This window comes from Acinetobacter sp. SH20PTE14 (genome assembly GCF_021391555.1).
Classification (GTDB): Bacteria; Pseudomonadota; Gammaproteobacteria; order Pseudomonadales; family Moraxellaceae; genus Acinetobacter; species Acinetobacter amyesii.
Genome location: NZ_CP090067.1, coordinates 2,446,098 through 2,460,153, shown reverse-complemented (window position 1 = coordinate 2,460,153; position 14,056 = coordinate 2,446,098). Strand labels below are relative to the sequence as shown.

12 protein-coding genes are annotated in these 14,056 nt (G+C 38.5%); 5 read left to right on the top strand and 7 right to left on the bottom strand.

What is annotated here, in order from left to right:
* Positions 1 to 14 precede the first annotated feature (14 nt).
* The gene (locus LXF01_RS12130) at positions 15 to 839 is read right to left on the bottom strand and encodes a rhomboid family intramembrane serine protease (RefSeq protein ID WP_233944429.1); all 825 of its coding nucleotides are present in this window, start codon (positions 837 to 839) and stop codon (positions 15 to 17) included.
* A gap of 78 nt (positions 840 to 917) precedes the next feature.
* Here LXF01_RS12130 and mtgA point away from each other — a divergent pair, with 78 nt between their 5' ends.
* Together mtgA and ppk1 are read left to right on the top strand one after the other, a co-directional pair.
* Positions 918 to 1,595: a monofunctional biosynthetic peptidoglycan transglycosylase gene (gene mtgA, locus LXF01_RS12125; protein ID WP_233944428.1), complete on the top strand. Its 678-nt coding sequence runs from the start codon at positions 918 to 920 to the stop codon at positions 1,593 to 1,595.
* A 145-nt stretch (positions 1,596 to 1,740) separates the two neighbouring features.
* Positions 1,741 to 3,822: a polyphosphate kinase 1 gene (gene ppk1 / locus LXF01_RS12120; RefSeq protein WP_233944427.1), complete on the top strand. Its 2,082-nt coding sequence runs from the start codon at positions 1,741 to 1,743 to the stop codon at positions 3,820 to 3,822.
* A gap of 88 nt (positions 3,823 to 3,910) precedes the next feature.
* Here ppk1 and LXF01_RS12115 read toward each other — a convergent pair whose 3' ends face one another.
* The 5 genes from LXF01_RS12115 to rubA all read right to left on the bottom strand — a co-directional run bounded on the left by LXF01_RS12115 (position 3,911) and on the right by rubA (position 8,612).
* The gene (locus LXF01_RS12115; RefSeq protein WP_180005275.1) at positions 3,911 to 4,522 is read right to left on the bottom strand and encodes a response regulator transcription factor; all 612 of its coding nucleotides are present in this window, start codon (positions 4,520 to 4,522) and stop codon (positions 3,911 to 3,913) included.
* A gap of 755 nt (positions 4,523 to 5,277) precedes the next feature.
* Positions 5,278 to 6,183, bottom strand: a complete 906-nt coding sequence (gene oxyR / locus LXF01_RS12110) for a LysR family transcriptional regulator OxyR (RefSeq protein WP_180007453.1) — start codon at positions 6,181 to 6,183, stop codon at positions 5,278 to 5,280.
* Positions 6,184 to 6,194: 11 nt separating this feature from the next.
* Entirely contained in the window at positions 6,195 to 7,133 is a 939-nt protein-coding gene (locus tag LXF01_RS12105) for an alpha/beta fold hydrolase (RefSeq protein WP_218945492.1), read from the bottom strand.
* Between the two features lie 58 nt (positions 7,134 to 7,191).
* Positions 7,192 to 8,370 (bottom strand): NAD(P)/FAD-dependent oxidoreductase, encoded by a 1,179-nt coding sequence (locus LXF01_RS12100; protein ID WP_180092197.1) that lies wholly within the window; start codon positions 8,368 to 8,370, stop codon positions 7,192 to 7,194.
* Between the two features lie 77 nt (positions 8,371 to 8,447).
* Positions 8,448 to 8,612 carry a rubredoxin RubA gene (rubA, locus tag LXF01_RS12095; RefSeq protein WP_005179369.1) on the bottom strand — a complete coding sequence of 55 codons (165 nt, stop codon included), beginning with the start codon at positions 8,610 to 8,612 and terminating at the stop codon, positions 8,448 to 8,450.
* Positions 8,613 to 9,139: 527 nt separating this feature from the next.
* Between rubA and LXF01_RS12090 the strand changes: the two genes are divergently transcribed.
* On the top strand, positions 9,140 to 9,685 hold the full coding sequence (locus LXF01_RS12090) for an adenine phosphoribosyltransferase (RefSeq protein ID WP_233944426.1): 546 nt from the start codon (positions 9,140 to 9,142) through the stop codon (positions 9,683 to 9,685).
* A gap of 93 nt (positions 9,686 to 9,778) precedes the next feature.
* On the opposite strand, the gene LXF01_RS12085 is transcribed toward LXF01_RS12090, so the two are convergent.
* On the bottom strand, positions 9,779 to 10,285 hold the full coding sequence (locus LXF01_RS12085) for a YqiA/YcfP family alpha/beta fold hydrolase (RefSeq protein ID WP_078193013.1): 507 nt from the start codon (positions 10,283 to 10,285) through the stop codon (positions 9,779 to 9,781).
* Positions 10,286 to 10,746: 461 nt separating this feature from the next.
* On the opposite strand from LXF01_RS12085, the gene lysS reads away from it, so the two are divergent.
* Together lysS and LXF01_RS12075 are read left to right on the top strand one after the other, a co-directional pair.
* A complete protein-coding gene (gene lysS, locus LXF01_RS12080) occupies positions 10,747 to 12,273 on the top strand; it encodes a lysine--tRNA ligase (protein WP_078193012.1) in 1,527 nt (508 codons plus the stop codon).
* Positions 12,274 to 12,442: 169 nt separating this feature from the next.
* On the top strand, positions 12,443 to 13,894 hold the full coding sequence (locus LXF01_RS12075) for a capsule assembly Wzi family protein (RefSeq protein WP_180092194.1): 1,452 nt from the start codon (positions 12,443 to 12,445) through the stop codon (positions 13,892 to 13,894).
* The last annotated feature ends 162 nt before the right edge of the window (positions 13,895 to 14,056 follow it).

Genomic DNA, 14,056 nt, shown 5'->3' with positions numbered 1-14,056 from the left:
GTTCATTCCACTGTTTAACGTGCTGCGAAAGATTGCTTCATCAGCAGGATAAAGTGTTCCCAAAGCGGTAAAATCGGTTGGATTAATTGTTGGCAATGCAGATAAAACAGGTAGCATCCGACAGCTGCGGCGATTAGACCGATCATTTGAATGATTAGGGATTGATGTAATTTTTGTCCCACATACCAAATAAAAGCCAACGCAGCCCCCATCAACATGCCGCCAATATGCGCGGCATTATTAATTCCACTGATCATAAAGCCCATCGCGAGGTTAATGCCCATCACCATTAATAAAGTTTTTTTATCCAGATAAAATTGCTGTTTAGGTAAAATGGGGAGCAGCGAAATAATCGTCAGCGCTGCACCGAGACCCATCACTGCACCCGATGCGCCTGCACCAATACTCGGAAAAAGCTGCTGATTGGCTGCACCTTCGGCCAATAATGCATAGCTGTCTTGAATGGTTAAATAACCACTCAATAAACTTCCCATCAGTCCGGCTAAAACATACAGGCCGAGGAAGTAGAAACGACCTAACATTTGCTCGGCAACACTGCCAAAAATATACAAAGCCCACATATTCAACATCAAGTGAATCAGGCCAAAATGAAAAAACATACTGCTGAATAAGCGGATGGGTTCCTCTAAAAAGGTTAAAGGTGCATAATCAGCACCCCAACGCAAAGCATCCAGTGTGTCGGGTTGGCTTACGTTCATTCCATGCAACACTTGCCAGCCAAAGAGTCCAACATTGATGGTAATTAAGAGTGCCGTGATCCACCACAGTTGGATTTGCAGGTTACGGGTTGATACAGCAGGAGGGCTGAGTTCAGACATGCTATTCTTGTACTGTGTCAAAAAATTTAAAAATAAGCTTAACATGAAAAAACAGAATTTCTGGAGTAACACACTGACATGAAAGCCTTTATTGTTCGTACATTGTTAATTTTTGTCAGTCTTGTGCTTTTGGTGCAGCTTTGGATCTTTGGTAGTCTGGTGTGGTGGCGTACACATCCTGTGGAATCCACGATGATGATGCGATTAGATTATTGGTCAGAGCCGTCTAAACCGATTAAGCATGAATGGCGTGATTACGACCAAATCAGTGATTATGTCAAACATGCTGTTGTTGCCGCGGAAGATGGCAAGTTTTTACAACACAAAGGTTTTGATTGGGAAGGCATGCAAAATGCCTTAGAACGCAATAAAGATAAAGGCAAAGTAGTCGCAGGTGGGTCTACCATTTCTCAGCAATTGGCAAAAAACTTATTTTTGTATAACAAGCGTTCATTTATTCGAAAAGGGCAGGAAGCCGTTGCAACATGGATGATGGAGCGTATGTGGACGAAGCAACGCATTTTAGAGGTATATCTCAACTCGGTTGAGTTTGGGGATAACATTTACGGCGTAGAAGCTGCAACACAGCACTACTTTGGTAAAAGTTCAAGGAGTTTGAGTCGAGAGCAAGCAGCGTTTATTGCGGCTATTTTACCCAATCCAAAATATTATGATGAAAATCGACAAGATCGTAAGCTAAATTATCGTAAGCGCATGATCCAAAAATATATGCGTTATAGCCATATCCCAGATTAAGAACGATCTAAACACTCGTCAAATGGCATGGCAGTGATTTGAATTACAACAAAAAGCTCATATTAATGGGCTTTTTTTATGAAATTGTCATAAATTTGAAGCATACTAAACTGAGTACAGCACACATTTTTTATATGGGTTTGAGATGAATACCGCAGCTGAAGTCGCGCAAGTACCTACTGAATATACTTATAATGATCGTTATATCAATCGAGAGTTATCGATTCTCGACTTTCATCTGCGTGTGCTCGAACAAGCGGTTGATCCGATACATCCATTACTTGAACGCATGAATTTCTTGCTGATCTTTTCACGTAACTTAGACGAATTTTTTGAAATTCGTGTTGCGGGAATGATGGAACAGCTAGACTTAGGCAATGAAAGCCGTAGTCCAGATGGTTTGACACCAAAACAAGTATTAGATGAAATTTCTGCGACAGCGCATGCGGCAATTGAGCGCCAGTATCGTATTTTAAATCAAGAAATTTTACCTAAACTGCGTGAGGAAGATATTTGCTTCTTACGCCGTGGTGAGTTAACCCCTGCACAATCGGCTTGGGTAAAAAAGTATTTCCAAGAACAAGTTGCACCAGTTTTAACCCCAATTAGTTTAGATCCTGCACATCCATTCCCTCGCTTGGTGAATAAGTCGCTGAACTTTATTGTGACTTTAGAAGGGAAGGATGCGTTTGGTCGTCAGATTGACTTAGCCGTTGTACCTGCACCGCGTTCGCTGCCACGTGTCGTTCGGATTCCTGATGAATTAACCGGTGGTAAAGAGCATCATGTGATGCTATCGGCAATTATTCATGAACATGTCTCTGACTTGTTCCCCGGTATGACGGCGACGGGTTGCTACCAATTCCGCGTGACGCGTAATGCCGATTTGGCTTTGAATGAAGATGTTGAAGATTTGGCTAAAGCTCTGAAAGGTGAGTTGAATTCACGTCGTTTTGGTCGCGCCGTTCGTTTGGAAGTGACAGAAAATTGTCCGCAGCATATTTATGAATATTTGCTTGATGAGTTCGATTTAGAAGAAGAGCAACTCTATAAAGTAGATGGACCAGTTAACCTTGCACGTTTACTGTCAAACTTTAAACGTCCACATCTACGTTATGACGCGCATATTCCTGTTATACCGAAAGTACTCAAAAAATCTGAAAACATTTTTAGTGCGATGCAAAAGCAAGATATTTTGCTACACCATCCTTTTGAATCATTCGCACCTGTAATTAACCTACTGCGTGAAGCTGCACGTGATCCACAAGTTTTGGCCATTAAACAAACGCTTTATCGAAGTGGTGTAGACTCTGAAATTGTGCAAGTTTTAGCGGAAGCAGCACGTAATGGCAAAGAGGTTACCGCAGTAATTGAGCTTCGTGCACGATTTGATGAAGAATCAAATATTGCTGTAGCCAATGTATTACAAGAAGCGGGCGCAGTGGTGGTGTATGGCATCGTGGGTTATAAGACCCATGCCAAAATGATTTTGGTGGTACGCCGTGAAAATAATAAATTGGTGCGTTATGTGCATTTAGGTACGGGTAACTATCATGCGGGCAATGCGCGCATCTACACCGATTATGGCCTGTTAACCACTGATAAAGAACTCTGTGAGGATGTACATCGCATTTTCCAAGAGCTGACTGGTATGGGCAAAATGGCGAAGTTGAAAAAACTGCTGCATGCGCCATTTACCTTACATGCTCAACTGATCAATTATATTGATAATGAAATTGCCAATGCAAAAGCAGGTAAGCCTGCGCAAATCATTGTCAAGGTTAATGCATTAACTGAAGTTCAGTTGATCAATAAACTGTATGAAGCGTCACAAGCGGGTGTACAGATTGATTTAATTATTCGTTCTATTTGTTGTTTGCGTCCGGGATTACCGGGGCTGTCTGAAAATATTCGCGTACGTTCTATTGTTGGCCGTTTCTTAGAACATACCCGAGTATATTATTTCAGTAATAATGGCGATGCACGGATTTACTGTTCAAGTGCAGACTGGATGGATCGTAATTTATTTAATCGTGTGGAAGCCTGTTTCCCAATTGAAGATCCAGCCTTGAAAAAGCGTATTTATCAATTAGGTTTAGTGAATTATCTAAAAGATAATCAGCAAGCTTGGTTACTCCAAAGTGATGGACGTTGGATTCGTACCCATGTTCAAGAGGGCGAAGAAGCACATAATTCACAGCATGTACTTTTAGATGCATTTAAATAAATATGCTAAACAAAGTAAAAGGGAGCATCTGCTCCCTTTATTTTTTTAAATTTATAAATTGTTTTTGAATCCTTTATCTCAGCTAAATTTAGCTGTAGCTACAAATTTTGCGGTAGATATTTTTGACAAAACCATCAATTTGATAAGTAGAAAGTTTTAATTCATTGACCATCTGCTCTTGAGTCGCACTATGGCTGACCATATCTAAAATTTGATATTCAGCTGGATTTAGACTGAGCTGCTTCGGCGCTGCATTTTGCGGACTAAAAGTTTCACTCAATAAAAATTTAGCAAAACTAGGATGAAGGGCAGCCCCACCTCTTAAAATGGTTTTCAGTTGGTTATAAGTGTCTTCAATCGGTTGTTGAATCAGCATATAGGCGGTTGCACCGATCTGAATCGCATGTAAGGTTAAATCAGCAGATTGTTCATTGACTAAAATGATGAGATTACTTGAAGGATAGATTTTCTTAATTTTATGTATGAATGAGATATCAGACTGTTGCGTGACCACTAAAAAGATTAAATTTGGCAATTGATTGAAAATTTGTTGTTCTGCATCTGCTAAATTTTCTGAAAATGTAATGAGGTCTTCAGGATAACCGAGGTCTCCTAAGATGTTAAACAGCACTGTTTTTGAAGTCATTGATTGATGATCAATGATCAAAACGGGTACTGGTAATAAAAATTCACTCATCATACATTTCGCTCATTTATTATTTTTAATCAAATTGCATTTCCATAATGTGCATGGAAGTGAATTAGAAAAATATACCTAGAAGTAGTGATTTATACATCAAAGTATAATTAAGTTATTGTGATATAATAGAATTTAATTAATGTATGGTTTTTTGTGTTTTTCATTATGTTGAATGCAAAGATTTATAGTTTTTTCGTTTTTATTTTTAGAATATTGATTAAATAATCATCAGATTTCGATTCGAATTGAAAATAATAAATGAAATGTGAAAGCAGTATTTTGACAACTAATAAATTGAACTGTTTCTGATGTGAGTTAATATTCACCTATTGCTTAGTTATTTTAAACATGAATATTAGTGACTATTTAAAATAATGTGATTTATTTCTCATTATTGTTATTTTATAGCACAAAACATAATTATGAAAAAAGCCCTTTGAAAATGAATCAGACGTACTTTATCTAAAATACCTGAAACTAGTGATTTTAACGAAAGTTATATTTTACTAAGATGTATTTATCTTCTTACTTATCTGGCTAGTGTGAAGATATTATCGAGGCGATGAATTGAGATATACATCAAGTCATATATTACCTTATCAGGCTACCTATTTGGGTTAGCCTTTTCTTTTTTCTAGATACTATATTTTTATTTTAAATTTTATACTCATCTCAATATTATTACTTCTGGATTATTCATTTCTGCAAAATAAAAAAGAGAGCACAGGGCTCTCTTTAATTTTCACACTGATTAGTTAGTGCAGATTGTTAGTGATTTTCTGCAAGATTTGAAGCAATACATCAAATTCACTTTGAAGCGGCGTACTTTTACGCGTCACCAATGCTAATGTGCGTGTAGGGCTTGCTTCAATTTCTTTCACAGCCAAATCTTCATTGGCTTTGATCATATTGGTATGAACTGCAATTTCAGGCAATAAGGTAAAGCCTAAATCTGCGGAAACCATTTCAACCAAAGTTGGCAATGAGCTTGCTTTTAAACGATGGTCGTTTTTACGTTCACCAATCGGGCAAGCACTCAAAGCATGATCACGTAAGCAATGGCCTTCTTCAAGCAACATTAAACGAGATAAATCTAGGTCGTCTAAAGATTTCGCTTGAGCTGCATTTTGGTCAGCTTTGTTGTACACCAAGAACAATTTTTCTTTGTTTACTTCTGCAACTTTCAAGCTACGTGTATCGAAAGGAAGAGCAAGTAATACGATATCTAGATTACCGTGCTCGAGTTTCTCAACAATTTTTTCACTTTGTGCTTCATGTAAATGCAATTGAATTTTTGGTAGTTGCTTATGCACTTCTTCTAATAATGGTGCAAGTAAAAATGGCGCAATAGTAGGAATGACCCCTAGATGTAAATCACCCGTTAGAGGTTCGCTCATTTCACGACTTAAACGCATTAGGTCTTGCGCATCTGCCAATAGAACTCGAGCTCTTCCGACAACTTGTTCACCAAGAGGAGTTAAACGCACGTTTTGACGGTCGCGTTCTACCAATACGCCACCTAGTAAACGCTCAAGTTCCATGATCCCGCCAGACAAAGTAGACTGGGTGACAAAAGAACGACGCGCAGCTTCAGTAAAGTGTAGCGTTTCTGACAGTGTTACTAGATATGACAGCTGTCTTAAGGATGGTAATGCAGCCATAGTGTCCTAATTTATGATTTAAAGTGATCAGCAAACAAACCGCTAAGATATGGAATAAAATGCGGTGGGATATCATGCCCCATTCCATCAATTAATTCAAATTTAGCACCTGAAATAGCCTTTGCAACGGCCTTACCATGGCTTGGCGGCAGCAAACGGTCACGAGCTCCATGAACCACAATGGTTTTATGCTGAATTTGTTTATCTAACTGCAGCAGGGAACCTGTACATAATATTGCTAAAAACTGTTGAAGTACACCCGCTGGGTAATAACTCCGCTTATAGAGTTTACGTGCAGTTTGTATCACTTCAAGCTGATTAATATAGCCTGGAGAGCCTATAATATTAAAAACTTTCAGGCTATGGTTAATAATGCCATCTTCATCGTTATATTCAGGTTTTTCAATTAGACTAAATAATTGCTTTGGAAATGGCGGTGGAAGTAAGGGTTGGATGTTACTGGTAAAAAGTAAGCTTAAGTTGTGCACTTTGTCTGGATAGCGTGCTGCCACGATTTGAGCAATCATGCCGCCCATCGAAGCGCCTAAAATATGGACTTTATCAAGTCCCATACGATCAATTAACAGTGCAACATCGTCTGCCATATCATATAGATCATAAGGCGCACCTTGATTCTCTAGACCTAAGGCAAAACGTCCCATCAGTTTAAAGGTGTTAAGACGTGGGCCTGGGTTACGAATTTTACTCGACAGACCAATATCACGATTATCAAAGCGAATAACTCGGTAACCTTGATCTATTAGGGACTTACAAAAGAAATCGGGCCAATACAACATTTGTGCGCCGAGTCCCATAATCAATAAGATTGCAGGATCTTCAGGATGACCACCCACTTCGACATGAAGTTCAATGCCATTGCCTAACTCTACGCGAGTTTCATGCATAAAAGAGGCATAAGGTGAAATATTAAACTGAAGGGCACTATTCATTGTTATTTTCCTTTAAAAAGGACGTCTATTATTATCAGGACGTCCTTGTATTTAAACCTTAAACTGAAGCAGGAATCAAGTCCGGAACCTGCTTAGTCAAAGTTAAGCGTTGCTTCCCAGCAGTTGCACCGAGCAGTACAAATCCACGTAATACGCCATCTTGATCGATCGCACGGGCAATCATGCCATCTTCAAGTTCTTCTGTTTCCCATTGAGTTTCAACATCAATAGGTGCAGGAAGAACAGTTAAAGGTGCTGCAGGTGTTTTAACGGCTACAGGCATAGCTGGATAATGCACAGCGGTATGTTCACCATTGAGGGTTTTTGCCAAAGCACGTGCTTGTTGCATGATCGGCATGACGTATGGAAGAAGGGTACCATTGACTTCAGCACAGTCACCGACAGCATAGATATCTGCCAAGTTGGTTTCTAAGCCTTTATTGGTTAATACGCCACGACTGGTGTGAATGCCGGCTTGTTTTGCCAAGTTAATTTCAGGCTGTAGACCAATCGCAGACAACACAACATCTGCCACTAAGCTTTGACCATTGGCAAGGCTCACTTGATAGTCACCATTTTCAATACGTGACACTTTGTCGACTGTCGTACCTAAAACGAATTGAATACCCGTTTCTTCTAAATTACTTTGGAATTTAGCGGCAACATGAGATGGCAGGAGGCGACCTAAAGGTTGCGGAGCTAAATCAACTACCGATACTTTCGCCCCAGTATTTTGGAGGTCATTGGCAAATTCACAGCCAATCAAACCTGCACCTAATATCACCACACGTTTATCTTCACGTGCTGCAAGTTGTTTGCGGAATGCTTTGTAGTGATCTAAATTGTTGACGACATGAATGTCTTCACTGCCATCACCCGAAATAGCTAAGCGAATTGGATTTGCGCCGACTGCTAAAACAAGTTTTGAATATAGTTGTGTTTGAGTTCCATTTTGGCTTTCAATAGTAAGCTCATGTTTTGCTGCATCAATGGATTTAACCCAACTCTTATTGATGATTTGCATATTGAGTTGAGCCGACATTTTTTCGGCATCCCCTAGAGGGATTTGCTCAGGAGCTTTATTACCAACGAGCGCATTGGATAATGTCGGTTTAGCGTAGTTAATGGCATCATCCGCACAGATCATAATAAGTTCTAGTTCAGTATTTAACTTTCGAAATTCACGTGCAACTGCATATCCCGCCATACCAGAACCAATAATGACAATAGGGTGCATACTCAACTCCAAACACATTTCATATTTTTTAAAGACAAAAAAAAGACCATAACGATGATGGCCTTAGATTCTATTTATTAGATTTCAACCATTTCAAAATCTACTTTTGAGACGCCACAGTCTGGGCAAGTCCAATCATCCGGGATATCTTCCCATTTTGTTCCTGCCACGATACCGTCTTGTGGCCAGCCTTCTGCTTCGTCATAAATCCATCCACAAACGATGCACTGATACTTTTTCATTCCATTCTCCAAAAACTGACACAAAATTAAGTCAGTAAATACTTCATAACTGTATAAGTTTATACCTTAAGGTTAATTAGCCTTATACAGTAGACTCTTATGTTAAATTTTTACGCAGTTCTAACGATAAAGTAAAGTGGCTAAGAGTTTAATGAGTGAAATTAAAAGCAGAATGGCAGTGAGGGACAATAAATATCATCAAAACCCCAGATCTGGGAAAAATTGTCTGACAATATTTATGCCTATTGAAAAGTATATTTGAATTCATTTCCGTGAATTGGGTTCTAAATACCGCTTTTTCTATCTACATAGACTAAAGTCTTGCAGAAAAAATCTCTAAAATCTTTTATTTTATGATTAGGAAAATATATATTTGATATTTTTTAAATAAATACAATATTAATAATCAATAACTTATGTAAATTTGCTGTATCTTAAATATGCATTTTAGTCGGGGGTTAGCTGTTCTTTTCTCTCAAATCGCGTTAAAATTCACACATTCTTTCCTTAATTTATTTTCTCCTATTATGAGTAATTCTACTGCTGCGGCATTGTGGTCTAACATTCGTACTGTCCAAGATTTCCCAAAACCAGGAATTTGCTTCTTTGACCTTACGCCGTTATTTATGAATAACATCGAATCGTTAACTGATGCCCTAATTGCAAGTATTCCAGCTGAGCAATTGGCAGAAGTAGATAGCTTTATTGCAGTTGAAGCGCGTGGTTTTGTTTTGGCAAGCTTACTTGCTCAGCGTACAGGCAAAGGTTTGGTGTTGGTACGTAAAGCCGGAAAATTACCACCACCTGTTGTCGGTGTTGGTTATAGCCTTGAATACGGTTTAGATCGTCTTGAAATGTCAGCTGAAATCGAATCACAAAAAGTAATTATTGTGGATGACGTATTGGCGACGGGCGGTACGCTTCGTGCTGTGAAACAATTGGCTGAAAAATGTAAACACCAAGTTTTAGGCGCAAGCATTTTCTTAGATTTGCCTGACTTGCATAAAGATTTAGGACTAAATATTTGGTCTGTTTTAGATGATAAAACACGTCCTGAAGTAGATGCTGCCTAAGCGTCAGTTTTAAAATGTAAAAAGCCTTGTCTATGACAGGGCTTTTTTATGTCTGATAAAAAAGACGTTGCTACTTATGATTAATCTTATGATTTATTTTTTTAAATAGTTTAATTCGAGATGTTGGATTAAATCATTAATATTTTCAGGGCATTGTAGACGATGGTGTCCGCCATCCATCACTTGAACTTGCATATAGTCTTCGAGTTGTTGTTCTGCTTCATACATATCTAAGATTTCATCGCCACGTTCGATATATGCAATTTGTGGAATATCGTGATCCAAATCCATTTCATTAATTGCAGGGTAGTCGTCGCGAAAGTCTGGATGCAGACTCGGGTTGGCAATTACACACGGAATACGATGAAACAGCGACATTTTTAATGCCCAATATGCCCCGAGACTATGCCCGACGATGATATCGGGCTTAATGGTTTCAATACTCTCGTGGTAAAAATCCGCAACAGTTTGAAAATTTAAGTTGCGATAGTCCACTTCAATGCAGAATTTTTGTTTTGCATTGATGGCATGGAACTTCGTAGATTCACGGGAAGAATCCAATCCATGTAAAAACAGAATTTTCGATAAGCAGGAAGTCATTGTTTTTCTACACACTGTTTTCAAACTTTTTTGGATGTGTTGAATATTTTATTTTTCAACAATTTTATGACTTCATTGTAGAGAGAATTGTCGAAAAGAGAATTTAGCTTTTGGTCTAATTTATAGGCATTTAAAAGACTTTAGTCTTAAAGAAAATAGATTAAAAGGTTGAATTAAGTTATTGATATATATTTTAATATATTGATAATTATAAGTATTTTTAAAGCTTTTGGTTATCATCTGATATCATTAAAATGTAGGTTTTCGAGCTTGAGTATTTAATTTTTATCTACTGCACATCTGTAAGGTAGGTTCTATGTCTACCTGAAGGTATAACGATTAAAACATCTTACTTCGATAAATTTCTACTTATTAAAAAAATGCGCGCATTGCTTACTGCTCAATTCAAAGGAAATCTGCTATGCTATGCAACTTCCGTTTTTTAACTATTTGAGACAGAGATGACGCAACATAACGCTCAATCGACTTCTGAACAAGCCATTTCCGAAAACGATTTAATTGCACAGCGTCATGCCAAGTTAGAGCACATCAAAGAGCACGCCAAGGAAACAGGTGTTAGCCCGTGGCCTAACACATTTAAGCGTGAACACTATGCACAAGACCTACAAGATCAATTCGCTGAAAAATCAAAAGAAGAAATTGAAGCAGGCGAAAAGGTTTATGTAAAAGTTGCTGGTCGTGTGATGTTGAACCGCGGTTCATTCATCGTAATCCAAGATATGACTGGTCGTATCCAACTTTATGTACCACGTAAAGAGTTGGATGCTGATGTTCTTGCAACTATTAAAGCACTCGATTTGGGCGATATTATTGCCATTGAAGGTTATATTGGTCGTTCTGGTAAAGGTGACCTTTATGTTCATATTGAACATTTTGAGCTTTTAACCAAATCACTCCGTCCACTTCCAGACAAATTCCATGGTTTGACTGATACTGAAGTTAAATACCGTAAGCGTTATTTAGACCTCATCATGAACGAAGAAACACGTAAAACTTTTGAAATTCGTGCAAAAGTGGTGTCAGGTATTCGTTCATATTTGAGCAATGAGCGTTTCATGGAAGTTGAAACACCAATGATGCATGTGATTCCGGGTGGTGCATCTGCGCGTCCATTCGAAACTCACCACAACGCATTGGATATGCCTTTATTCTTGCGTATTGCGCCTGAGCTTTACTTAAAACGTTTGGTCGTTGGTGGTTTTGAGCGCGTGTTCGAAATTAACCGTAACTTCCGTAACGAGGGTGTATCAACACGTCATAATCCAGAATTCACCATGATTGAATTCTACCAAGCATATGCAGACTACAAAGACCTGATGGCTTTGACAGAAAATATGCTTGAAAAATTGGCCATTGACATATTAGGTTCGACTGATGTGCCTTATGGTGATGAAGTGTATAGCTTCAAAGGTCCATTCAAGAAAATTTCGATGTTTGATGCGATTCTTGAACACAACCCAACGTTCACTGCTGAAAATGTATCTGATCGTGAGTTCCTTGCAAACTTTGTTAAAAATGAACTGAAAGAGCAAGTAAAACCTGGTTTTGGTTTAGGTAAACTTCAAACCATCGTATTTGAAGAAACTGTTGAAACAGAACTTCGTCAACCGACATTCATCACAGAATACCCAGCGGAAACTTCACCATTGGCACGTCGTAATGATGAAAATCCACATATTACGGACCGTTTTGAATTCTTCATCGGTGGTCGTGAGTTGGCAAATGGTTTCTCAGAGTTAAATGATCCGATTGACCAAGCTGAACGTTTCCAAGCCCAAGTTGCCGAAAAAGATGCAGGTGATGATGAAGCAATGCATTACGATGCAGACTTCATTGAAGCATTGGAATACGGCTTACCTCCTACAGCGGGTGAGGGTATTGGTATTGACCGTTTGGTGATGTTATTTGCGAATGCTGCAAGTATTCGTGAAGTGATCTTATTCCCACATATGCGTCATAAAAACTAATTTAGTTTTTGAAATAAAAATCCCGCTTAATGCGGGTTTTTTATTTTGTATTTTTATTGAACATCTTTACCTAAATGATGAAAAAAATAAAAGGAGATACAGTTTCACCCTTGAATAAATGAGTTGAAAAATCTAAGGTGGGCTGTGAATTAAACTTGAGAAAAAGAGCATGTATTTAAGAAAGTCACTTTATGCTGCTGTACTGTTTGGATTATCAGTTCCTGTTTTTGCTCAGGGGATTGTTTTAAATAATGAAGAGTTACGCGCAGATTTGAATTGGTTGAATCAGCAAGGCGTTATTCAAATTAGTACCTCAACATGGCCAATGAGTGGTGATGAAATACAGCGAGCGTTAACTTCTGCAAAAGTGATGACACCTACACAACAAAAAGTATTACAAAGTATTCAAAATAAATTGACTGCCGAAAATGCATTATTAAAAGCAGAATTGTTTGCAGAGTCAGATAAAAATAATTTACCGCAAAATTTTGGTGATCATCAAAAAGCGCAATATCAAGGTGCACTTGAACTCAACGTTGGTGGTGAAAATTGGGATGGTCGTTTACGTGTAAATGCTGAAGATAAACAGCAAATTAATAATGATCAAGATGTAAATGTGGAAGGCTCATACATTGCCGGGAAGCTTTGGAACCAATGGTTAATTGCAGGTCAGATTCCGACTTATTGGGGGCCTGGTCATGACGGTAGTTTAATCCGTGGTGATGCGAGTCGTCCTGTGTACGGTGTTACTGCACAGCGTGCACAACAGAATGCTTTTGAAACACCATGGCTATCATGGATCGGCCCTTGGCAGTATCAAGCTTTTGCTGGACAGTTAGATGATTATTCTGCTATCCCAGATGCAAAACTCATTGGACTTCGACTAACTGCACAACCTACTCCATATTTGGAATTGGGAGCATCACGTTCTATACAATGGGGTGGCGAAGGTCGTCCCGAAAGTTTTAGTTCACTTTGGGATGCCTTTATTGGTAATAAAGATAATGGTGGAACAGGTAAGGCTGATCCATCAAATCAAGTCGCGGGTTTTGATGCGCGTTTGAATTTACAACCCCTTGTGCAAGTTCCAGTTAGTCTTTACGGCCAATATATTGGTGAGGATGAAGCAGGTGGTTTACCAGCAAAAAGCATGTATCTTGCAGGTGTTGATTATTCTTCAAGTGTAAATAATATGCCTTATCAACTGTATACTGAATGGGTTGATACTCGAACTAATGGTGATGCCAAAGGCATTTCATACAATCACTCTATTTACACAGATGGATACTATCAACATGGCTATCCACTTGGTCATGCCTTAGGTGGTGATGCTCAAATGGTTTCAGTGGGTGGGAATATACGTATTGATCCACTAAACCGTCTAAATGGTCGTGTACTTTTTGCAAAAGTTTCTGAAACAGAGCGTGCAGCTTTGAATAACGCAGCATTTCCTGAAAAAGATGAATTGAAAGCTCTAGACTTGACTTGGACACATTATTTACGTCCAGATATGCCTTTAAAAATTAATGGTTGGGTGAGTGACTCGGATTTAAATGGTAATGATGGTGGAGCGTCAATTGGAATTGAACTACCATTAGATAAACGTTTATTTCATTACTAATTTATATTCATTTTTAAAATGATGTATTAATTGAAAAGTCCGCTTATAGCGGACTTTTTTCTATTGGTAATTGTCAATTTTTAGACAAAAAAATACGCAATGATTGGGGTGTTCATTGCGTATAACAACGAATCTGTTTTCACAGGTTCGGTAAAGGAGAAA

What these genes read in the sequence shown, in the direction of transcription:
- LXF01_RS12130 (WP_233944429.1), bottom strand. Translation starts at nt 839, where the DNA reads ATGTCTGAACTCAGCCCTCCTGCTGTATCAACCCGTAACCTGCAAATC.
- mtgA (WP_233944428.1), top strand. Translation starts at nt 918, where the DNA reads ATGAAAGCCTTTATTGTTCGTACATTGTTAATTTTTGTCAGTCTTGTG.
- ppk1 (WP_233944427.1), top strand. Translation starts at nt 1,741, where the DNA reads ATGAATACCGCAGCTGAAGTCGCGCAAGTACCTACTGAATATACTTAT.
- LXF01_RS12115 (WP_180005275.1), bottom strand. Translation starts at nt 4,522, where the DNA reads ATGATGAGTGAATTTTTATTACCAGTACCCGTTTTGATCATTGATCAT.
- oxyR (WP_180007453.1), bottom strand. Translation starts at nt 6,183, where the DNA reads ATGGCTGCATTACCATCCTTAAGACAGCTGTCATATCTAGTAACACTG.
- LXF01_RS12105 (WP_218945492.1), bottom strand. Translation starts at nt 7,133, where the DNA reads ATGAATAGTGCCCTTCAGTTTAATATTTCACCTTATGCCTCTTTTATG.
- LXF01_RS12100 (WP_180092197.1), bottom strand. Translation starts at nt 8,370, where the DNA reads ATGCACCCTATTGTCATTATTGGTTCTGGTATGGCGGGATATGCAGTT.
- rubA (WP_005179369.1), bottom strand. Translation starts at nt 8,612, where the DNA reads ATGAAAAAGTATCAGTGCATCGTTTGTGGATGGATTTATGACGAAGCA.
- LXF01_RS12090 (WP_233944426.1), top strand. Translation starts at nt 9,140, where the DNA reads ATGAGTAATTCTACTGCTGCGGCATTGTGGTCTAACATTCGTACTGTC.
- LXF01_RS12085 (WP_078193013.1), bottom strand. Translation starts at nt 10,285, where the DNA reads ATGACTTCCTGCTTATCGAAAATTCTGTTTTTACATGGATTGGATTCT.
- lysS (WP_078193012.1), top strand. Translation starts at nt 10,747, where the DNA reads ATGACGCAACATAACGCTCAATCGACTTCTGAACAAGCCATTTCCGAA.
- LXF01_RS12075 (WP_180092194.1), top strand. Translation starts at nt 12,443, where the DNA reads ATGTATTTAAGAAAGTCACTTTATGCTGCTGTACTGTTTGGATTATCA.